This is a genomic window from Bradyrhizobium sp. Mp19, from assembly GCF_029952935.1.
GTDB lineage: Bacteria > Pseudomonadota > Alphaproteobacteria > Rhizobiales > Xanthobacteraceae > Bradyrhizobium > Bradyrhizobium elkanii.
Map to the genome: position 1 here is coordinate 64734 of NZ_JASAUT010000020.1, position 21589 is coordinate 86322.

Here is a 21589-nt window from a genome sequence, read left to right on the forward strand (position 1 = left end):
GGTCCGGAGTTGCGGCATGGTGTCTCGTCCGCGCGATCTCGCCAGCCGGATGGCCGAGCGGCGAAAGCCGGACGACGGCTATCTGCGCGAGACCTTCAGCCTGCCACGCGATCAGGCCCGCGTGAGGGCGCGCGACTTTCTCAAGCGCTACCCGAAGGCGGCCTATATGAGCGCCGTCGAGAGCTGGCGCGAGCTCCCCGGCGGCGACATCGAGTTCACGATGCGGCGGCTGGCAAGCGCGGATTGAAGCGTTTTCGAGCGAAGCGCGAGGGCCGGCCGGTCAGGGCACCGGGGCGTGCACGATAGGCCGTGCCTCAGTCCCCATTGCTGCCGCGGGTCCGTTCCCGCTCCAGATTGTTCAGCTCGCGATCGATCCGCAGTTGCACGCGGCGGATCGCCAGAAGATCGAGCTTTGCTTCGGTCTTGCCCGTGAAGACGCGATCGCCGATCTGGAAGCGCCATTTCCAGACGCCAGCCATCAGCTGAGTGACGCTGAACTCGATGCCCCTGTGGATCATCTGTAACGGTTCCGCGAATGAAGGGCGGTCGTCGATCTTTAAACCATTGGTTGTAGTAATAGTTGGCACCCGTAAAAAGGTCGTGTGAAAGGCCGCGCCCGTTCGAGCCGTCGTTGTGGATTCCGGAAAGGATTCGTCCGCCGGCAGCGTCGCCAGGGAACCGTCGCCAGCCGTGTTGCCTGTCCAGCGCCGCGCAATTCGCGTTGGTTGAGCAGGCCAATGTTACGAACACTGGCGGAACCCGAGTCTTCCCGTCGAACGCTACGGAGTTTTTCCAGGGCTCAGGAGGGGTACGAAGGTAGTATGCAGATTGTGCCAACCGTTATCTGACGCGGTCGAGCCTGTCCGGTTAACTTGTTGATTATCAGGGGAACTTCGGGCGCAAGACGCAGTACGGCCCGGAACTTTGTTCTTGGCCGGAGAACTACGGAATTTTAAACGGCCCCAACAGGGGGCCGCCAACCCGTCCCGGAGGCGGGTTTTCCTCCAGCAGTCGGGGGGCTACCTGTCTGGCTGGGGGCCCCCAAATAAGGGCACTGCCGGGCCGATTGTTCCAGTAAATATTCCGCGAGAACAGATCGCGACCCGCAGGAAGTCATGGGGCCAGAACATCTGAGAGCCTCCTCAGTAGTCCTACCGAGAACATCGGCTAACCCTTGGTTGCGGCGGGGTTAAACCCAAACCAGGCCGCTCCAAAAATCAAAGCAGGCCATTGTGGATGGAAACGGGCCGGCACCTCCTGGCCTGAAAGAACATATTGCGAACATAGAACAAACGTGGTACGAAGTTCCAATCAACAACGCATTCTACCCGATCTCATCGCCCGTTTTTCCCGCTAGCGAATCCCCGCCATAAGGAGCACATCCCAAATGTCCGCCACCGCACTGCGTATCGTCGAAGGATCCTCCATGGATAAGTCCAAGGCCCTCTCAGCCGCGCTCTCCCAGATCGAGCGCCAGTTCGGCAAGGGCTCGGTGATGAAGCTCGGCAAGAACGACCGGTCGATGGATGTCGAGACGGTGTCGTCGGGGTCGCTCGGGCTCGATATCGCGCTCGGCGTCGGCGGCCTGCCGAAGGGACGCGTCGTCGAAATCTACGGGCCGGAATCCTCGGGCAAGACCACGCTGGCGCTGCACACCGTGGCGGAAGGCCAGAAGAAGGGCGGCATTTGCGCCTTCATCGACGCTGAACACGCGCTCGACCCGGTCTATGCGCGCAAGCTCGGCGTCAACATCGACGAGCTCTTGATCTCGCAGCCGGACACCGGCGAGCAGGCGCTGGAGATCTGCGACACGCTGGTGCGCTCCGGCGCGGTCGACGTGCTGGTGGTCGATTCGGTTGCGGCGCTGGTGCCGAAGGCCGAGCTCGAGGGCGAAATGGGCGATGCGCTGCCGGGCCTGCAGGCGCGCCTGATGAGCCAGGCGCTGCGCAAGCTCACCGCCTCGATCAACAAGTCCCACACCATGGTGATCTTCATCAACCAGATCCGCATGAAGATCGGCGTGATGTACGGCTCGCCGGAGACCACCACCGGCGGCAACGCGCTGAAATTCTACGCCTCGGTCCGCCTCGACATCCGCCGCATCGGTGCGATCAAGGAGCGCGACGAGGTGGTCGGCAACACCACCCGCGTCAAGGTGGTGAAGAACAAGCTGGCGCCGCCCTTCAAGCAGGTCGAGTTCGACATCATGTACGGCGAGGGCGTCTCCAAGATGGGCGAGATCCTCGACCTCGGCGTCAAGGCCGGCATCGTCGAGAAGTCGGGCGCCTGGTTCTCCTATGACAGCCAGCGGCTCGGTCAGGGCCGCGAGAATTCCAAGGCATTCCTGAAGTCGAATCCCGACATCACCGCCAAGATCGAAGCCGCGATCCGGCAAAACTCCGGCCTGATTTCCGAGCAGATCCTCGCCGGCACGCCCGAGCGCGACGCCGAAGGCGAGGAGCCTGCCGACGAGTAAGCCGCAAGGCTCAATCATTTCGCTGGAAGCGGGCGCTGAGGACGTTGAGTTGCCGACGTCTTCGGCGCCCGTTTCGCTTTGTGCCTGGCGTCGAGAGAGTTGAGCGGATGAAACGCCTGATCCTGACCAGCCCGTCCGGCCTTAGCCTCGCGCGTTCGGGGCTCACCGAGATCGCTATTACATCCGGCTTTCGGTTTGTTGGTGGACCGCTGCCGCCGCCAGGAGAGCTTGAGGCTTACTTCGGATTACGGTCGGACCAGGATTCAGTCGGACATTGGTCGCACTGGAGCTCACAGAGCCAGTGGCCTCAGGATGCCCGTGCGCGCCGGCATCTCGCACTGATCGAATTCTGCGAACCTTACGAGATTATCGAGCTTTGGTTCGATCCGAACCCAATGGATCAATTGCAGCTGATTTGGTTGCTCGATCATTTCCGGGCCTACCCGGCGATGGCGGCCAAGCTGAAATTGCGCCTGGTCGCGTTCGATCTGTCGATGATGCACGAGACATGGCGCGGATGGAACGAGGTGCCGCTGATCAACATACGGCCTGCCGACCTCGAGACTGCAAGTCTCTGTTGGCAGGCGTATCGAGCGGCAACGCCCGAGGCCTGCTTCGATACGCTGCATCGAGACCTCAGCGGCTTTCCCTTGCTGAGGCCGGCGCTGCTTGATTTGCTCCAGGAGCTTCCGTGGAGCGGATCGGGACTTGGCGCGACCGAACTGCGACTGCTCGAACTGATTGCGGCGGGCTTCATGGGGACGAACGGGCTGTTCTACCTTCGCGGCTTTCGTCAACGCGGTGTGTTCACCGACATGGAAATCGGCACGCTGCTTCAGGGGCTCGCGCATGGGCCGCGGCCCGCGATCGCCGGGCTCGATGATGAGCTACGCGTCATCGCCCCTGAGAATTTGCGCGCGCGTATGGAGGCGTATCAGCGAAGCCGGCTGTCGCTGACTGAATTCGGCGAGGCTGTCCTTGCCCATAAGGAGGACTTCAGTCGCCACAATCCGATCGATCGTTGGTGGGGTGGCACGCATCTCACCAACGACAGCCTTTGGCGCTGGGCCCCCGCGCTACTCAAGCACTAGCACCGATCGTGGATTGGACCGTTGCGACTCAATCCGCGCAATTCGGATTGTCCGCTTACCCCCGCGCCAGCGCCTTTTCGCGGCTCGCAATCAGCGCCCGCAAGTCCTCGGTCACGGCGACCGACTGGTGCGTTTTCTGGTCGGTCGCGACCCAGATGATCTCGCCGGTGGCGCGCAGGTCATGGGAGTCCTTGGCGAAGATCGCGAGCGCAAGATTGATCGAGGAGCGGCCGATCCGCGCGACGCGTACGCAGACCTCGATGTCCTCGTCGAACCGAATCGGCGCCTTGTATTCGACGACCGACTTCACGGTGTGAAAGTCGATCCCGGTCCGCGCCACTTCGCCGAGATAATCATAGCCGAGCGCGCGAAAATATTCCGTGATCGCGGTGTCGAAATAGGTCAGGTAGTGGGCGTTGAACACCACGGCCTGCGCGTCGACCTCGGAATAGCGGACGCGGAACGGGAAATGAAACCAGAATTCCTCGCGCATGTTTCCTCCTGCCGCGGGCGGCCCTCGCTATCGTTCGTCCCGCAGTTAGCAGGGACGTTACGATCGCTGGACCGTAGGATGGGTAGAGCCAACGGGTCCGCGCAAAGCGCGGCCCGATGATAAACTCCGCGAAACCCATCGTTCACGGAGCGTGATCAGCAGTGATGGGTTTCGCTGCTCTCTACCCATCCTACAACAATGGCTACGAGAAGGGCGCTTACTCTGCCGCCTGCGCGTAGTCCTCGACCGGCGGGCATGAGCATACCAGGTTGCGGTCGCCATAGACGTTGTCGACGCGGCCGACCGGGCTCCAGTATTTGTCGGACCGCGACACGCCGGCCGGGAAGCAGCCCTCGGCGCGGGTGTAGGCCCGGTTCCAGTCATCGTCGGCAATGTCGTGGACGGTGTGCGGCGCGTGGCGCAGCGGCGAGGCCTCGACCTTCCAGCGGCCCTTCTCGATCTCCGCGATTTCGTCGCGGATCGCGATCATGGCGTCGCAGAACCGGTCGATCTCGAACTTCGACTCCGATTCCGTCGGTTCGATCATCAGCGTGCCCGCCACCGGGAAGCTCATGGTCGGCGCGTGGAAGCCGTAATCGATCAGCCGCTTGGCGATGTCGTCGACGGTGACGCCGCTCGTCGTCTTCAGCGCCCGCGGATCGACGATGCACTCATGCGCAACGCGGCCGCGCTCGTTGCGGTACAGCACCGGGAAGTGCGGCTGCAGCCGTGCGGCGATGTAGTTGGCATTGAGGATCGCGATCTCGGTGGCGCGCGTGAGGCCTTCGCCGCCCATCATCAGGATGTAGATGTAGGAGATGGTCAGGATCGACGCCGAGCCGAACGGCGCGGCCGACACCGGGCCGATGGCGTGCGCCGTCGTGCCGTCGGTTGCGGGATGACCCGGCAGATAAGGCGCAAGATGCGCCTTCACACCGATCGGGCCCATGCCCGGGCCGCCGCCGCCATGCGGGATGCAGAAGGTCTTGTGCAAATTGAGATGGCTGACATCGGCGCCGTAATCGCCGGGCCGCGAGAGCCCGACCTGCGCGTTCATGTTGGCGCCGTCGAGATAGACCTGGCCGCCATGCGCATGCACGATGTCGCAGATCTCGCGGATATGCTCCTCGAACACGCCGTGGGTCGACGGATAGGTGATCATGACCGCGGCAAGGTTGGCGGAGTGCTTCTCGGCCTTGGCGCGGAGATCGTTGACGTCGACGTCGCCGCGCGCATCGCACGCCACAACCACGACGTCCATGCCGACCATCGCGGCCGAGGCCGGATTGGTGCCGTGCGCGGAGGAGGGGATCAGGCACACCTTGCGGTGCGGCTCGCCGCGCGCAAGGTGATAGCCCCGGATCGCCAGCAGTCCGGCATATTCGCCCTGCGCGCCGGAGTTCGGCTGCAGCGAGATCGCGTCATAGCCGGTGATGTCGCACAGCCACTGCTCCAGCCGCTTGAACAGCGCGTGATAGCCCTTGGCCTGATCTGCGGGCGCGAACGGATGCAGATTGCCGAACGCCGGCCAGGTCAGCGGGATCATTTCCGTGGTGGCGTTGAGCTTCATCGTGCAGGAGCCGAGCGGGATCATCGCGCGGTCGAGCGCGAGGTCGCGATCACTGAGCCTGCGCATGTAGCGCAGCAGCTCCGTCTCCGAGCGGTGGGTGTTGAACACCGGATGGGTGAGGAAGGCGCTCGAGCGCCGCAGATCCTTCGGCAGCGCCTCGCGCGCGGCCGCTTCGATCTCGGCAAAGCTGAGCTTGCCGCCGAACACGCGCCATACTGCCTCGACGGTCTCCGGCGTCGTGGTCTCGTCGAGCGCGATGCCGAGCGTGGTCGCACCGATGCGCAGATTGATCCGCTCCGCCTGCGCGCGGGAGACAATCTCGATCTGCTTCGCTCCGGCCTCGACCGTCACGGTGTCGAAGAACGCTTCGCTGGTCGGCGCAAAGCCGAGCTTGCGCAGGCCGGCGGCGAGCACGGTGGCGCGGCGATGCACGCCGCGTGCGATATGGGTCAAGCCCTCGGGACCGTGATAGACCGCATACATCGAGGCGATCACGGCGAGCAGCACCTGCGCGGTGCAGATGTTCGAGGTCGCCTTTTCGCGGCGGATATGCTGCTCGCGGGTCTGCAGTGCAAGGCGATAGGCGGGCTGCCCACGCGAATCCACCGAGAGGCCGACGAGGCGGCCGGGCAGCGAGCGCTTCAGCGTGTCGCGCACTGCCATGTAGGCGGCGTGCGGTCCACCATAACCCATCGGCACGCCGAACCGCTGCGCCGAGCCGATCGCGATGTCGGCGCCGAGCTCGCCGGGCGAGGTGAGCAGCGTCAGCGACAGCAGGTCCGCCGCGACGATCGCAAGCGCGCCCCTGGCGCGCAGCGATGCGATGGCAGGCTTGAGGTCGCGCACCGCGCCCGATGTTCCCGGATATTGCAACAGGGCGCCGAGCACGTCGGCGTTGTCGAGCTCGGTCAGGGGATCGCCGACGACCAGCGCCCAGCCGAGCGGCGCGGCGCGCGTGCGCATCACCGCCAGCGTCTGCGGATGCACCTCCTTGTCGACGAAGAACACCTTCGCCTTGACCTGCGAGTGGCGCTCGGCGAGCGCCATCGCTTCGGCCGCCGCGGTCGCCTCGTCGAGCAGCGAGGCGTTGGCGACATCGAGCCCGGTGAGATCGCAGATCATGGTCTGGAAGTTGAACAGCGCCTCGAGCCGGCCCTGGCTGATCTCCGGCTGGTACGGCGTATAGGCGGTGTACCAGGCCGGGTTCTCCAGGATGTTGCGCTGGATCACCGCGGGCAGGATGGTGCCGGAATAGCCCTGGCCGATCAGCGAGGTGAACACCTGGTTCTGCGCGGCGAGCTCGCTCATATGCGCGAGCGCCTCGGTCTCGCTCAGCGCCCGACCGAGATCGAGCGGCGCCTTCTGGCGGATCGACGCCGGCAGCGTCTCATTCATCAGCGCCTGCAGGCTCGCGGCGCCGACCGTTTCCAGCATCGCGTTGATGTCGCGCGGCGACGGTCCGATGTGGCGGCGGACGAAATCGGTGGCGGCTTCGTTGATCGGCTTGAAGGGCGCGTTCATGACGTGGTCCTCGTTGTCAGCCGTCATACTCCGCGAAAGCGGGGTATCCAGTACGCCGGGACATCAGTGATTGAGCTGAAGGGCCGCGGCGTACTGGGTCGCCCGATCAAGTCGGGCGATGACAGTGAGTGTGTGGTGGCAATCTGCTTCATTCTCTCAGGCGGTGTGCGCGGCGTAGGCGGCCTCATCCATCAGGCCGCCGAGCTCGCCCTTGTCGGCAATCTTCATCTTGAAGAACCAGGCCTTGCCGCCGGCGTCCGAATTGACCAGCGCGGGCTCGGCGGCGAGCGCGTCGTTGACCTCGACCACCTCGCCGGTGATCGGCGCGTAGACGTCGGAGGCGGCTTTGACGGATTCGACGACGGCTGCGGCCTCGGCCTTCTTCAGGCTGCGGCCGACCTTGGGCAGTTCGACGAACACGACGTCGCCGAGCTGCGACTGCGCATAGTCGGTGATGCCGATCGTGGCGACGTCGCCCTCGATGCGGAGCCATTCGTGGTCGGATGTGTACAGCGTCGTCATGGGATCGATCCTTTGGCGTTTAGCGTTTGTAGGTATTGGGGACGAAGGGCGTGGCGGCGACTTTCAGCGGCAGCCGCTGGCCGCGCACTTCGGCGAAAACGGTGGTGCCGACGGCGGAAAGGGCGGTCGGCAGATAGCCCATCGCGACCGGCGCATTGAGGCTCGGGCCGAAGCCGCCCGAGGTCACCTTGCCGATCTGTTCGGTCGAGGCGGCATCGGCGAACAATGCGGCGCCTTCGCGCACCGGGGCGCGGCCGTCGGGCTTCAGGCCGACCCGCCGGCGCGCGGCGCCATCTGCGAACTGCGCGAGAATCTTGTCGGCGCCCGGGAAGCCGCCGGCGCGGGCGCCGCCGCTGCGGCGAACCTTCTGCACCGACCATTCCAGCGCGCCTTCGACCGGCGTCGTCGTGGTGTCGATGTCATGGCCATAGAGGCAAAGCCCGGCTTCGAGCCGCAGGCTGTCGCGCGCGCCGAGCCCGATCGGCAGCACGTCGGGATTGTCGAGCAGCGCGGTGACCACGGCTTCCACCTTGTCTGCGGGCACGGAAATCTCAAAGCCGTCCTCGCCGGTGTAGCCGGAGCGCGAGACGAAGCAGTCGACGTCGCCGACGCGGCGCGGACCAGCGTCCATGAATTTCATCGAACTGACATCTGCACAAAGTTTCGCCAGCGCCGATTCGGCCTTCGGCCCCTGCAGTGCGATCAGCGCGCGGTCGGCCAGCGATACGATCTCGCAAGTGTCGGCGAGGCTAGCGCGCAGATGCGCCTCGTCCTCGGCCTTGCAGGCGGCGTTGACCACCAGGAACAGGTGATCGCCGAAATTCGCGACCATCAGGTCGTCGAGCAGGCCGCCGTCATTGTTGGTGAATTGCGCGTAGCGCTGCCGTCCCGGCGCGATGCCGACGATGTCCTGCGGCACCAGTTTTTCCAGTGCGAGCGCAGCATCGGCGACTTTGCCGGATTTGGCCTTCAGCACGAGCTGGCCCATGTGCGACACGTCGAACAGGCCGGCTTCCTTGCGGGTGTGCAGGTGCTCCTTCAGCACGCCGGCCGCATATTGCACCGGCATGTCGTAGCCGGCGAACGGCACCATCTTGGCGCCGCGCGCCAGGTGCAGCGCGTGCAGCGGGGTCTGTTTCAGCGGGGAAGTTTCGCGTGCAAGCATCACAGGGCCCTCGCGGTTCCCATCGGGGACCTATTTCCCCTTGAGAAACCTGCAGAAAGCCCCATCTGTCGCTGTGCCTGAGAGTATTATCCCGTCGGCGGACGCATCAGGGCGAATCCCAGCGTCTCTTTCCAGATGTCAGACGTCACGCGGTCCTTTTGCCTGAGAGTTTCCGGGGCGGTTGCTCCTTCGGCGCCGGCGGTAAGGCCGGTCTCTCCCGACGTGACTAGGTATAGGTAGGTAGAAAACACGTCGCCACCAAGACTGTCAACGCAGCTGCAGCAACTATCCAATGGGCTTTGTGCTGCCGCGGCAAGCCCATGATCCGCCTGCACAGTTTCTGGACACCGCAGCTGGCAATGTCTAAAAGCGTTCGGCCGGAAAATGACGCCTTTTTGCGGCTGGCCGGCCCCTTTTTCCGATTGGATGAACATGAGCAGCGTCAACGACATCAGGTCGACATTTCTGAACTTCTTCAAGGGGAATGGCCACGAGATCGTGGCCTCGTCGCCGCTGGTTCCGCGCAACGACCCGACCTTGATGTTCACCAATGCCGGCATGGTGCAGTTCAAGAACGTCTTCACCGGCGTCGAGAAGCGCTCCTATCAGCGCGCCACGACGTCGCAGAAGTGCGTGCGCGCCGGCGGCAAGCATAACGACCTCGACAATGTCGGCTACACCGCGCGCCATCTCACCTTCTTCGAGATGCTCGGCAACTTCTCGTTCGGCGATTACTTCAAGGAGCGCGCGATCGAGCTCGCCTGGAATCTGATCACCAAGGATTTCGGGCTGAAGAAGGACAAGCTGCTGGTCACCGTCTACCACACCGACGACGAGGCGGCCGGCTACTGGAAGAAGATCGCGGGCTTCTCGGACGACCGCATCATCCGGATCCCGACCTCGGACAATTTCTGGGCGATGGGCGACACCGGCCCGTGCGGTCCGTGCTCCGAGATCTTCATCGATCGCGGCGAGCACATCTGGGGCGGACCTCCGGGCAGCCCGGAGGAGGATGGCGATCGCTTCCTCGAATTCTGGAACCTGGTGTTCATGCAGTACGAGCAGGTGACGAAGGAGGAGCGCGTGGCGCTGCCGCGTCCCTCGATCGACACCGGCATGGGGCTGGAGCGCATGGCGGCCATCCTGCAGGGCGTCGAGAGCGTGTTCGAGACCGATCTGTTCCGCAACCTGATTGATGCCGCCGCGTCTACCCTCGGGCACGGTCCGAACGAGCAGAACGTTGGGTCGTATCGGGTGATCGCGGACCATCTGCGCTCGTCGGCGTTCCTGATCACCGACGGCGTGCTGCCGTCGAACGAGGGCCGTGGCTACGTGCTGCGCCGGATCATGCGCCGCGCGATGCGCCATGCGCAGCTTTTGGGCGCGAGCGAGCCGCTGATGCATCGCCTGGTCTGGGCGCTGGTCCGCGAGATGGGCCAGGCCTATCCGGATCTGGTCCGCGCCGAGAAGCTGATCGAGGAGACGCTGCGGCTGGAGGAGACGCGCTTCCGCAAGACGCTGGCGCGGGGCCTGTCGATCCTCGACGAGAAGAGCGCGGGCCTCAAGAAGGGCGACATGTTCGACGGCGACACCGCGTTCACGCTGTACGACACCTACGGCTTCCCGCTGGATTTGACGCAGGACGCGCTGAAGTCGCGCGGCATCAGCGTCGACCAGGCGTCGTTCACCGACGCGATGGAGCGGCAGCGCGTGAAGGCGCGTGCCTCCTGGGCAGGCTCGGGCGAGGCGGCGAGCGAGGCGATCTGGTTCCCGCTGCGCGAGAAGCTCGGCGCGACCGAATTCCTCGGCTACGAGACCGAGGGCGCGGAAGGCGCGGTGACGGCGCTGATCAAGGACGGCGCCGAGGTCGAGAGCCTGAAGGCCGGCGAGAGCGGCGCGATCGTGCTGAACCAGACCCCGTTCTACGGCGAGTCCGGCGGCCAGGTCGGCGACACCGGCGTGCTGACCGGGGAGGGCGTCAAGTTCCGCGTCACCGACACGCAGAAGAAGGCCGGCGATCTGTTCGTGCATCTCGGCACGGTAGAGCAGGGCACGCTCGGCGTCGGCACCGCGCTGCAGCTCGAGGTCGATCACGCGAGGCGTTCGTCGATCCGCGCCAACCATTCGGCGACGCATCTGTTGCACGAGGCGCTGCGCCAGGTGCTTGGCGATCACATCGCCCAGCGCGGCTCGCTGGTCACGCCGGACCGGCTGCGCTTCGACTTCGTGCATCCGAAGCAGATCACGCCGGAAGAGCTCGCCCGGATCGAGGACATCGCCAACGATGTCGTGCTGGAGAACGACGAGGTCACGACCAGGGTCATGGGTGTCGACGATGCCCGTGAGGCCGGCGCCCGTGCGCTGTTCGGCGAGAAGTACGGCGACGAGGTCCGCGTCGTGTCGATGGGCAAGGGCGCCCGCGATCACGGCCAGAACGCGCTCGGCTGGTCGGTCGAGCTCTGCGGCGGCACCCATGTCCGCCGCACCGGCGACATCGGCATGATCTCGGTGACCAGCGAGGGCGCGGTCGCGTCCGGCGTGCGCCGCATCGAGGCGCTGACCGGGCATCACGCGCGCAAGCACGCCAACGACACCATCGCGCTGGCCAAGACCGCGGCGCTGGAGCTGCGCACCACGATCGACGACGTCCCGGCGCGGATCGCCGCGCTGATGGAGGAGCGCAAGAAGCTCGAGCGCGATCTGTCTGACGCCCGCAAGAAGCTCGCGATGGGCGGTGGCGGTGCGTCGAACGGCGCCGCCTCAGCCGTTCGCGAGGTCGGCAATGTCAAGCTGCTCGCGCGCGCGGTCGAGGGCGTCGAGACCAAGGATCTGAAGAGTCTCGTCGACGACGGCAAGAAGCAGATCGGCTCGGGCGTGGTCGCGATCGTCGGCGTCACCGAGGACGGCAAGGCCGGCATCGTAGTCGGCGTCACCGCCGATCTGACCGCGCGGTTCAACGCGGTCGAGCTCGTGCGCAAGGGCTCCGAGGTGCTCGGCGGCAAGGGCGGCGGCGGCCGGCCCGACATGGCGCAGGCCGGCGGGCCCGACGGCGCCAAGGCCGATGCCGCGCTGTCGGCGATCGAACAGGCCATGACTCAACAGGCATCGGCCGGCGCCTGACGGAGAGGCTGATCGTGGCGACGGCTCCGCTCAAGCCCACGATCAGCGATCCCGGGCTGCGCGACCGTCTCTACGAGCTGCTCGAACGCGATGATCTGCCGCATTCGGGCGGCTTGCGGTTTGCCCGGGTCATCGTCGCCATCATCGCCGTCGACGTGCTGGCGGCGATTCTGGCCTCCGTGCCCGAGATCGACGCGCAGTTCGGCTGGCTGCTGACGACCATCGAGATCGTGGCGGTCATCGCCTTCGCGCTGGAATATGCCGCGCGGCTCTGGAGCGTGGTCGGCCACTCGCTGCGCGACATGACGCCGGCGCGGGCGCGACTGGAATACGCCTTCTCGGCGCTCGGCGTGATCGACCTGCTCGCCTTCCTGCCGTCGGCCATCGCGCTTGCGATCGGCGACAAGACCGCGCTGGTGCTGTTCGGCATGCTGCCGTTCCTCAAGCTGGTGCGCTACTCGACCGCGATGCGCTCGCTGCTGGCGGCGCTGCATGCCGAGCGGCGCACGCTGTTCGGCTGCGTCGTGATCCTGACCGGCGCGGTGCTGCTGTTCGCCTCGCTGCTCTATGCCATCGAGCACAAAGTGCAGCCGGACAAGTTCGGCACCATGCCGCAGGCGATGTGGTGGGCGATCGTGACGCTCGGCACCGTCGGTTACGGCGACGTCATCCCGATTACGCCGCTCGGCCGGACCGTCACGGTGGTCGCGATCGTGGTCGGCTTCGCGATGATCGCGCTGCCGGTCGCGATCATCTCGACTGCGTTCGCCGACGAGGTCCGGCGCCGCGACTTCGTCGTGACCTGGGGCATGCTGGCGCGGGTGCCGCTGTTCTCGCATCTTGGCGCCGCCGATATTTCCGACATCATGCGGCTATTGCGGTCGCAGACCATCGAGGCCGGCGAGGTGCTGGTGCGGCGCGGCGATGCGGCGTCATCGATGTATTTCATCACCGCGGGCGAGGTCGAGATCGACCTGCCGAGCCAGCTTGTGCGGCTTGCCGACGGCGCGTTCTTCGGCGAGATCGCGCTGCTGCGGCGAACCAGCCGCTCCGGCACGGTGACGGCGACGCGCAAGACCAAGCTCCTGGTGCTCGATGCGCAGGACTTCCATGCCCTGATCGAGCGCATGCCGGCGCTCGCCGCGCATGTCCGGGAGACCGCCGAGGCGCGGCTTGCCGATCCGCTCGCGGCCGGTGGCGACCTGGCCGCCGCAGAGATCGCCCAGGCGCCGCGCGAGACCGACGGCGGCATCCGCGACTAGAACCTCATTCCGATTGAATCGGAACGAGGCTCTTGATTCTTCGTTTGACGCGTTTTCTTCACGCGAACCGGTATCCACTTCGCTCGAAAACGCTTAGTCCCGTCGCAGGAACACGTAATCCGCCGAATATGCCGCGCCCTTCAGCGCGCCTGATTTGTCGCAGGCCCCGCTGAGCTCACCGCCCGAGGTGTTGATCCGCTGCACGGTTGCGACGCTGGAGAGCAGGCCGTTGCCGCGATGGGCAATCACGTCGAGCTTCAGCCAGGCAATGTCGGAAGGCGTTGCGCCGGGTGCGCTGCCGGCGGTGCGGGCGGTCACGGCGCTGCCGTCGACATGCTCCCAGTTCGGACCCGCGTAATGCCGGCCGACCGTGCGGCCGTCGGCAATCAGGGTGGCGACCGGTTCGCGGAACGACCAGGCGAGCTTGCCGTCGGTGACCGGCTTGCACTCATAGACCTGCACGCCCTCGGCATGGACCGACAGAACCGGGGACTCGCCGGGCGCCGCGACGGCGTCGGGCAGCGGATCGGCAGCGAATGCCGCCGACCCGGTGAGCGAGAACGATGCGAGCACGACGGCTCTGACAAGGGCCATGGTCATGCTCGCACCTGTCTTCCCGGGATGACGGCCTCAGGCCGCGATCGCCTTCACGAGGTTGTCGGACACCTTGTCGAGGAAGCCGGTGGTCGAGAGCCAGCGCTGGTCGGCGCCGACCAGGAGCGCGAGGTCCTTGGTCATGTAGCCCTCCTCGACGGTGGCGACGCAGACCTTCTCCAGGGTGGTGGCGAACTTCGCCAGCGCCTCGTTGTTGTCGAGCTTGGCGCGATGGGCGAGGCCACGGGTCCAGGCGAAGATCGACGCGATCGAGTTGGTCGAGGTCTCCTTGCCCTTCTGGTGCTCGCGGTAGTGGCGGGTCACGGTGCCGTGGGCGGCCTCGGCTTCCACGGTCTTGCCGTCCGGGGTGAGCAGCACCGAGGTCATCAGGCCGAGCGAGCCGTAGCCCTGGGCCACGGTGTCGGACTGCACGTCGCCGTCATAGTTCTTGCAGGCCCAGACATAGCCGCCGGACCATTTCAGCGCCGAGGCCACCATGTCGTCGATCAGGCGGTGCTCGTAGGTCAGGCCCTTGGCGTCGAATTCCTTCTTGAACTCGCGGTCGAAGACGTCCTGGAAGATGTCCTTGAAGCGGCCGTCATAGACCTTCAGAATCGTGTTCTTGGTCGACAGATAGACCGGGTAGTTGCGCATCAGGCCGTAGTTGAACGAGGCGCGGGCGAAATCGGTGATGGAGTCGTCGAGATTGTACATCTCCATCGCGACGCCGGCGCCGGGCGCCTTGAACACTTCCTTCTCGATCACGGTGCCGTCCTCGCCGACGAACTTTAGCGACAGCGTGCCCTTGCCGGGGAACTTGATGTCGGTGGCGCGGTACTGGTCGCCGTAGGCGTGACGGCCGATGATGATCGGCTTGGTCCAGCCGGGAACCAGGCGCGGCACGTTCTTGCAGATGATCGGCTCGCGGAAGATGCAGCCGCCGAGGATGTTGCGGATGGTGCCGTTCGGCGACTTCCACATCTGCTTCAGGCCGAATTCCTTCACCCGGGCCTCGTCGGGGGTGATGGTGGCGCATTTGACGCCGACGCCGACCTTCTTGATGGCTTCGGCGGCGTCGATGGTCACCTGGTCGTTGGTCTCATCGCGGTATTCCATGCCCAGATCGAAATAGAGCAGTTCGACATCCAGAAACGGGTTGATCAGCTTGTCCTTGATGTACTGCCAGATGATCCGGGTCATCTCGTCGCCATCGAGCTCGACGACGGGGTTGGATACCTTGATTTTTGCCATGACGGGGAGGCCCTCTTGGGAACGGCGCGCTTTTGACGGCGGGGGTGGAAAAGATGCCTGCGCTATAGCACCGCCCGGGGGCGGGCGGAAGCGGAGGGGTTATGCACTTTCAGCCCATCTTTTCACCTAAAATGGGACCTGAGTGGCCGTCCCCGCGACGATGTACCAGGTCACGAACAGGCCCGCGATCAGGGCGCCCGGCAGACTCGATCCGGTCCGCCGCCAGGTGAAGGTCGCGATCACGGCGACGATCGCGAGCAGCGGCACGAACTGGATCGCGACGATGGTCGAGAGCGGCACGAAGCCGGGGTCCGGGACCGGGTTGAACAGCTTCCCCGTCAGCCACAGCGTGCCGTATTGCAGCACCAGCAACACGATGAAACCGAACGTCAGCGCCAGGATGTTGGTCAGGTACAGCGCCCCGCGCGGCGCATCCATGGTCGAGAAATTCCGGTGCAGCACGTGCAGCGCCACGACGAAAAACGCCGTGAACGGAATCAGATAGATCAGGAAGATGAGGAACTGCTTCGCGCTCATCAACTTGAGTGCGACGATCCAGAAGCGGAAGTCGATCTTGAAGGCGAGGTCGGCGAGCCACAGCGCGGCATAGCCGACCGCGACCGAAGCCAGCGCGATCACGACGGATTGACCGACGAGGCCGGTCCGGCTGGTGCGCTTCGGGGCGAACCGCATCAGGGCGAGCGTGATCAGGCCGTTGATGATGGCCCAGACCAGGATCTGGTTGGTGATGCCCTGCGGCAGGAACGCGCTCGGGGTGACGAAGGTGCCGCCCAGCGCAAAGGCCGGGTAATAGGTCAGCGCCGGGATGAAGGCGGACAGGATGAACGCCGTGGTCCAGCGCCGGCCGCTCGCGGCCTGATGCGGCGGCATCGTGCCGTCGGCAACCGCCGGCAGCCGCAGCCGGGAGAACATCCTGGCTTCCAGCAGCCCGTCGAACGTCCCGATGACCAGGGCAATGAAACCGATGAGGGCGATGAGCGTGCCGATCTCCTTGCGGAACCAGATCTGGTCGTCGACCGGCCGCGAGGTGCCGCCCTTCAATGTCTTGGCGAACCAGTCGAGGCTGTAGCCGATCGCCTCATGCGAGATGTGCTCGGCCGGATGGGTCATCGCCGGGGTGTACAGCACCCGGGCGGTGCCGTTGGCCGGATCGCCATAGACCTTGCCCGGCTCGACCGCGCCCTGCGTGCCGAACAGCGCCCAGAGCTTTGGGCTCTTGGTGACGTCGCGCGCGAGCTGGACGCCCCACATCAGGTCGGGGAATTCCTCGTACTGCGCGAACACCAGCGCGGTGTTGCGCGGCCAGTTCGCCGTGCCCTCGGCGGCGAACGGCTTGCCGGTGGACGAGCCCTCCAGCACCATCGACTTGTAGTCGTTGGGCATCGCTGCCGCGGCGGCGAGAACCGTCCAGCCGCCCATCGAATGGCCCTCGAGCCCGATATTCTCCTTGTCGACGAATTGGAGGCTTCGCAGATAGGCGAGGCCGTCAGGTCCGCCAAAACCGTTGGCGAAGGAGGGCGGGTCGCTATAGCCGTGGCCGGTCTGGTCGAGCGCGAGCACCACGTAGCCGCGGCGGGCGAACTCGATGGCGAAGCCGTCCTGGGTCTCGCGCGAATTGATATAGCCGTGGACGGCGAGGATGCCGGGCGCCGGAATCTGCGGCGTGGCATTCGGTGGGATGTAGAGCAGGGCGCTCATGGTATTGCCCTTGGCGCCCTTGAAGCGCACATCCTCGATCCGGATGCCGCCGGCGATCTGCGTGAAGTGGGCGAGCAGGCCCCCCGCCACGATCAAGATCAGGCCCACAATCGCCAGCGTCCATCTGCCCAGCATCGTCGTCCCCCCAAGGTGCCTCGCCGTTCAACCGGCGTCTCAAGCGTGCCTTTACAGCTTCGCTTTGGTTGTGGTTGATAGCCTATCCGAAGGCCAAGTGCGCAAGCGGCAGCCTTCGCTTCGTGCGATTGGGACTCCGATTGAGGATTCGCAAACGCCGCTAACCCTGTTATCTCCTTGGAGAAAATGGTCTCGCGCAAAACCGGTGCAAAGCTGGTCGATGCGGTCTTGGGCCCCTGCTTGAGATTTTGAATCAGCCGCTTTGGAAGCTGATTCAAAATCTTCAGACGTTGAATCAGAAAGTGAAGCGAGATGTCCGGCACCGACAAGACCAAGGCAGGGCACGACCTTGCCGGTCCCGTCGTCATCCTGGTCGAGCCGCAGCTTGGCGAGAACATCGGCATGGCCGCGCGCGCGATGGGCAACTTCGCGCTGTCGAGGATGCGCATCGTCAACCCGCGCGACGGCTGGCCGAACATTGCCGCCCAGCGCGCGGCCGCCGGCGCCGACCACATCATCGGTTCCGTCGAGCTGTTCGACACGGTCGAGCAGGCGATCGCCGATCTCACGCTGGTGTTTGCGACCACCGCCCGGGCCCACGACCAGGCCAAGCCGGTGGTCGGGCCGGAAGGCGCGGCGGGTGAGATCGTCGGTCATGTCGCATCCGGCGGCGGCGCCGGCATCCTGTTCGGGCGCGAGCGCGCCGGCCTGACCAATGAGGAGGTCGCGCTCGCCAACCGCATCATCACCTTCCCGGTGAATCCAGGCTTCGCTTCGCTCAATCTGGCGCAGGCGGTGCTGTTGATGGGCTACGAGTGGTTCAAGCTCTCGACCGCGGGCGCGCTGCCGTTCGCGATGCCCGAGCGGTCCGAGCCGGCCTCCCAGCACCAGATGCAGGCGTTCTTCGACAACCTCGTCGCCGAGCTCGACAAGGTCGAGTTCCTGCGGCCGGCGGAGAAGCGCGACACCATGCTGGTGAACCTGCGCAACATCTTCACCCGGATGGATCCGACCAAGCAGGACATGCACACGCTGCATGGGGTGGTGATGGCGATCGCCGAGGGCCGCAAGGGCCCGGCCAAGGGCGGGGTGCTCGACGGCGCCCAGGCGACGCGCTTGCGGGCGCTGCTCGCCGAGCAGGGGCAGGGTGGCGCGACCGCCGACAGCAGCAGCACCGTGCGCGGGCTCGCCCGGCTGCTCCGCCGCAACCCGACCGACGCCGAACGGATCCTGTGGCAGGCGCTGACACGGGACCGCCGCTTCGCCGGCCAGTTCAAGCGCCAGACCCCGGTCGGCCGCCACATCCCCGACTTCGTCTCCTTCGTGCACCGGCTCGCGATCGAACTGGTCAACCCGAACGAGAGCGAGGCCATCGGAGCCGACCGCGCCAAGCGCAGAGCCTGGCTCGAGGCGCGCGACTATCGGGTGGTCGACATGCAGGTGGCCGATGTCGAGCGCGACCTCGACGGCGAGCTCGCGCGGCTGGAGGCGGGGCTGCGGCAGGGGCGTTAGCTTACGCAATCGCTCTGTCCGCGGAGCAAGAACGGGATTCGAGTAAGCGACTCTTTCCACACGTCGTCCTGGCGAAAGCCAGGACCCATAACCACCGCATTGGATTGTGAAAGGGATCGTGGCCGCAGCGTCGCGCAACAATTGAGATTTGGGGTAATGGGTCCCTGCTTTCGCAGGGACGACACTGTGTTTGTTGCGCGGCCGGTGAGTCACACATACGCGTTCTCGCGACGCGCTTCGCCCGAGCTTTGCTCTTCGTTTCGCCGCTCTGATTACAGAGGGCGAAGGGAAAGCCGAGTGCCGACCACAGGCGCGGCGCGGATGGCGTGATATCTGCCTTCACAATCCGGAAGGCAGCATCTCGCTAGGCCAGTGCCGACACGAGCCACAGACCCACATGCAGGTCGCGCCCATCGGCTCCGATGCTTGCGGCGAGCGCGTTGCGTACCGCTTCTATGGCGCGATGACGTTGATCGTCCGTGGCATTCTCGAGCAGCGTAGGCAGCGGGCCGGCCTGCGTGATGAAGGCCATGCTTTGCGCGATGTCGCCGCCATGGATCGGCACGTCAATGGCCTTCAGTGCAATCTCGTGAAACCCAGCCTCGGTCAGGATGCCGCGAACGCGTTCCTCGCGCGCGAACGAAAACATCCCAGGCGCCAATGGATCGAGCGGCGGCTGAGGCGGCACGTGCGGTCGTGCCGCCTCGATCGGCACGCGAAACCACGGCGACTCCGGCATGGTGCGAAAACAGACGAACACCAGCCGCCCGCTCGCCTTCATGCCGCTGCGGATGTTGGTGAAGGCCTTGACCGGGTCATCGAAGAACATCAGGCCAAAGCGCGAATACACCAGATCCGCCCAGCGCGGTTCGAAGCCGTAGATCGTTGCGTCGGCCAGCGCACAGGTGACGTTGCCAAGTCCCGCCTCGGCGACACGATGCCTGGCCAGATCCAGCATCGGGACCGAGATATCGACACCCAACACAGCACCTGACGGACCAACAATCCTGGCGAACGCCAACAGTGTGTCACCGGTGCCGCATCCGATATCGATTACATGATCACCCGGTTTTGCCGCCGCAGCACCCAAGCTGACGCTGGTGACCGACGTGAAGACATCGCTGATCACGGCTTGCTGCGAAACCCATGAGTGCCCCATGGTGCTGTTCCAAAACTCTGCTCCTCGAGGGTTTGCGATAGGCGTCTGCATTGGATCAATCTCCTGGTGCTGAAAATCCGACGGAGTGTCGTCTGAAACAAACTGCAAAAATTCCAAATGGAATGCGAACTGCAGCCGACGCGCTTCCCATGTCGGCTTCAGGCTATCAGGACGTCTTCGCACGATCCGCATCTGATCGATGATGCTGGACGGCGCTCAGGTGGTGGAGTCATTGCCGCCGCTGCCTTTCGGCCTGGACATCGGAGGGATGCAGCTGCCAAAGCGTGGATCGAGCGGATCGTAGCGCGACCTCATTCTCGCGACGATGTAGAGCGCCGCCAGTGCGAAGGAGCCGAGCAACAGCAGGCCCCATGCAGGTGGCGGACCTGCAATCAAAAGCACTGCTGCTCCAACGAGGACTAATGCGAAAATGCCCGAAGACAGTTTTGAAGCCATGATCGGCTCCGCAGTTAGCGCAGGGACGGGATACTACCCTGGAATCGATCTGTTTGTGAGAGGCCGGCTGCGACACGCCAGCGCAGATATATCCACCTACGCCCGAGCAACGGCCAGTTCGCTCCCGGCCGCGAAGGTTACTATTGCGAGTTAGAGGTCGAGTTGGCCCCGGCTCACTTGCTCACTGCCGCGTGGATGGCGCGGCAATGTTGTACCAGTACGTCATGCGAGACCACGAAGTCCTTCAACGGCGTCTGGATGTCGTAGAAGTAGATGTTGGCCACGAAGCCATAGATGCCGGCATCGACGGTCGTCGGTTTGTCGCCATGCACATAGCCACGGCTCGGGATCAGGCTCGCCAGTGCGGCAAGATCGGCGAGCCCGCGGGCCATCGCAGCGTCGGGCTCGAAGCGGCCGATGCCCTGGTAGTAATAGCGCCGGGCATTGAACTCCTTGGCCTTCATCAACCCGTCGTCGGTGAGGCCCGGATGTTCGCGCTTGAGCGCATCGCGGAACTGGGGCCAGTAGCGCTCATCCTGCCAGCGCGAATAGGACATCACCCAGTAGAGATCGTCGAGCGTCCGCGTGACGAGGAGGTTGGTCGTGCGCTGCGCCGGCGTCAGCGCTGCATCCAGCGTCACGCCATATTTTCCGGTGACATAGGCGAGGATAGTCTCGCTGTCGCCGACAGTGTCGTCGCCATCAACGATATAGGGCAGTTGCTGGCGCGGCGCCTTTGACGCATCGAAGATGTGCTCGTGCCGGAACGGCACGCCGGCGAGCTTCAGGAAAGCGAATACCTTCAGGCCATAGCCATTGTTGTCGGCGACGCCGAACAGCGGCGGATAGGAATAGAGCGTGAGCATGGCGGCTCGTCACGTTCAAGGGCGGGTGCAGGCTATCTCAGAATTGGTCAGCTGGAAATGCCAGGCAGTTAAGGCCGCGTGTTGCGTCGCAACGCCTGAAACGATTGCCTACAATCCGTAGTTGATGTCTTATTGCCGTCCTGGTCCCGGGTCGGGCCATTTTTTTGATAACAAATATTTTCAGGGAGGAATTGCGATGCTGCGGACGTGCTTCTCATGCCTATTCCTGCTCGTCTTTTCGTTGTCGGCAATGGCCGCGGACGGTGATCCAAAGCAAAAGGTCGAAGGGATTGCTTCCGAATATGCGGCGAGTTTCAACAAGCAGGATGGCGCAGGAATTGCCGCGCTGTTCGCGACCGGCGGCATCCACGTGAATCCCGCGGGGCCGCGCTCCGACATTGCGGAGTTTTATCAAGGCGCCTTCAAGGCCGGGTTCGACCATGAGGAAATCACGGTGGACCAGGCATGGCCGGTCGGCTCGGACATGGCGCTCGCCATCGGCGGGTATCGCATCTCGGGCAAGAACCAAAGCGGCGCGCCTATCGAGACAGGGGGCATCTGGACGGCAACTTACGTGACCGAGGGAGGCAAGCTTAAAATTCGCTTGCTGTCGGCAATGCCCAAACCGCCGCCTCCGAAGTAGGAGGGGCATCCCCTTGTTCGATACCGCCGCGCGC

General features: G+C 64.7%; 18 protein-coding genes and 1 riboswitch. Of the genes, 7 read left to right on the forward strand and 11 right to left on the reverse strand.

Going from position 1 to position 21589, the window contains the following annotated elements; all coding sequences use genetic code 11:
- Positions 1-16 precede the first annotated feature (16 nt).
- Positions 17-247, forward strand: coding sequence for a hypothetical protein (locus QJT82_RS22050; protein ID WP_016848527.1), 231 nt, complete (start codon positions 17-19; stop codon positions 245-247).
- A 67-nt stretch (positions 248-314) separates the two neighbouring features.
- Here QJT82_RS22050 and QJT82_RS22055 read toward each other — a convergent pair whose 3' ends face one another.
- Positions 315-518: a hypothetical protein gene (locus tag QJT82_RS22055; protein WP_016848526.1), complete on the reverse strand. Its 204-nt coding sequence runs from the start codon at positions 516-518 to the stop codon at positions 315-317.
- A gap of 869 nt (positions 519-1387) precedes the next feature.
- On the opposite strand from QJT82_RS22055, the gene recA reads away from it, so the two are divergent.
- Both recA and QJT82_RS22065 read left to right on the forward strand, forming a co-directional pair.
- Positions 1388-2476: a recombinase RecA gene (recA, locus tag QJT82_RS22060; RefSeq protein WP_028339851.1), complete on the forward strand. Its 1089-nt coding sequence runs from the start codon at positions 1388-1390 to the stop codon at positions 2474-2476.
- Between the two features lie 107 nt (positions 2477-2583).
- The gene (locus QJT82_RS22065) at positions 2584-3567 is read left to right on the forward strand and encodes a hypothetical protein (RefSeq protein WP_028339852.1); all 984 of its coding nucleotides are present in this window, start codon (positions 2584-2586) and stop codon (positions 3565-3567) included.
- 55 nt (positions 3568-3622) lie between these two features.
- Here the strand turns inward: QJT82_RS22065 and QJT82_RS22070 are convergent, their stop codons facing one another.
- The 4 genes from QJT82_RS22070 to gcvT all read right to left on the reverse strand — a co-directional run bounded on the left by QJT82_RS22070 (position 3623) and on the right by gcvT (position 8838).
- Positions 3623-4060 carry a thioesterase family protein gene (locus QJT82_RS22070; protein ID WP_028339853.1) on the reverse strand — a complete coding sequence of 146 codons (438 nt, stop codon included), beginning with the start codon at positions 4058-4060 and terminating at the stop codon, positions 3623-3625.
- A gap of 217 nt (positions 4061-4277) precedes the next feature.
- Positions 4278-7151: an aminomethyl-transferring glycine dehydrogenase gene (gcvP, locus tag QJT82_RS22075; RefSeq protein ID WP_028339854.1), complete on the reverse strand. Its 2874-nt coding sequence runs from the start codon at positions 7149-7151 to the stop codon at positions 4278-4280.
- Positions 7152-7307: 156 nt separating this feature from the next.
- Positions 7308-7673, reverse strand: coding sequence for a glycine cleavage system protein GcvH (gene gcvH / locus QJT82_RS22080; RefSeq protein WP_016848516.1), 366 nt, complete (start codon positions 7671-7673; stop codon positions 7308-7310).
- 19 nt (positions 7674-7692) lie between these two features.
- Positions 7693-8838, reverse strand: coding sequence for a glycine cleavage system aminomethyltransferase GcvT (gcvT, locus tag QJT82_RS22085; RefSeq protein WP_028339855.1), 1146 nt, complete (start codon positions 8836-8838; stop codon positions 7693-7695).
- A 141-nt stretch (positions 8839-8979) separates the two neighbouring features.
- Positions 8980-9068, reverse strand: a riboswitch (glycine riboswitch).
- A gap of 202 nt (positions 9069-9270) precedes the next feature.
- On the opposite strand from gcvT, the gene alaS reads away from it, so the two are divergent.
- Positions 9271-11958 (forward strand): alanine--tRNA ligase, encoded by a 2688-nt coding sequence (alaS, locus tag QJT82_RS22090; RefSeq protein ID WP_028339856.1) that lies wholly within the window; start codon positions 9271-9273, stop codon positions 11956-11958.
- Positions 11959-11969: 11 nt separating this feature from the next.
- Complete coding sequence (locus QJT82_RS22095) at positions 11970-13220, forward strand: cyclic nucleotide-gated ion channel (protein WP_028339857.1); 1251 nt, start codon at positions 11970-11972, stop codon at positions 13218-13220.
- A gap of 93 nt (positions 13221-13313) precedes the next feature.
- Here the strand turns inward: QJT82_RS22095 and QJT82_RS22100 are convergent, their stop codons facing one another.
- The 3 genes from QJT82_RS22100 to QJT82_RS22110 form a co-directional block, all read right to left on the reverse strand.
- Positions 13314-13814, reverse strand: a complete 501-nt coding sequence (locus tag QJT82_RS22100) for a DUF3455 domain-containing protein (RefSeq protein WP_051447783.1) — start codon at positions 13812-13814, stop codon at positions 13314-13316.
- A gap of 36 nt (positions 13815-13850) precedes the next feature.
- Entirely contained in the window at positions 13851-15065 is a 1215-nt protein-coding gene (locus tag QJT82_RS22105) for an NADP-dependent isocitrate dehydrogenase (RefSeq protein WP_016848511.1), read from the reverse strand.
- A 126-nt stretch (positions 15066-15191) separates the two neighbouring features.
- Positions 15192-16919: an alpha/beta hydrolase gene (locus QJT82_RS22110; RefSeq protein WP_259242417.1), complete on the reverse strand. Its 1728-nt coding sequence runs from the start codon at positions 16917-16919 to the stop codon at positions 15192-15194.
- A gap of 312 nt (positions 16920-17231) precedes the next feature.
- On the opposite strand from QJT82_RS22110, the gene QJT82_RS22115 reads away from it, so the two are divergent.
- Positions 17232-18431: a TrmJ/YjtD family RNA methyltransferase gene (locus QJT82_RS22115; protein ID WP_028339860.1), complete on the forward strand. Its 1200-nt coding sequence runs from the start codon at positions 17232-17234 to the stop codon at positions 18429-18431.
- 364 nt (positions 18432-18795) lie between these two features.
- On the opposite strand, the gene QJT82_RS22120 is transcribed toward QJT82_RS22115, so the two are convergent.
- The 3 genes from QJT82_RS22120 to QJT82_RS22130 all read right to left on the reverse strand — a co-directional run bounded on the left by QJT82_RS22120 (position 18796) and on the right by QJT82_RS22130 (position 20912).
- Positions 18796-19641 carry a methyltransferase domain-containing protein gene (locus QJT82_RS22120; protein WP_028339861.1) on the reverse strand — a complete coding sequence of 282 codons (846 nt, stop codon included), beginning with the start codon at positions 19639-19641 and terminating at the stop codon, positions 18796-18798.
- Between the two features lie 165 nt (positions 19642-19806).
- A complete protein-coding gene (locus tag QJT82_RS22125) occupies positions 19807-20046 on the reverse strand; it encodes a hypothetical protein (RefSeq protein WP_155258411.1) in 240 nt (79 codons plus the stop codon).
- A 173-nt stretch (positions 20047-20219) separates the two neighbouring features.
- Entirely contained in the window at positions 20220-20912 is a 693-nt protein-coding gene (locus QJT82_RS22130; protein WP_028339862.1) for a glutathione S-transferase C-terminal domain-containing protein, read from the reverse strand.
- 196 nt (positions 20913-21108) lie between these two features.
- Here QJT82_RS22130 and QJT82_RS22135 point away from each other — a divergent pair, with 196 nt between their 5' ends.
- A complete protein-coding gene (locus tag QJT82_RS22135) occupies positions 21109-21555 on the forward strand; it encodes a nuclear transport factor 2 family protein (RefSeq protein WP_028339863.1) in 447 nt (148 codons plus the stop codon).
- Positions 21556-21589 lie beyond the last annotated feature (34 nt).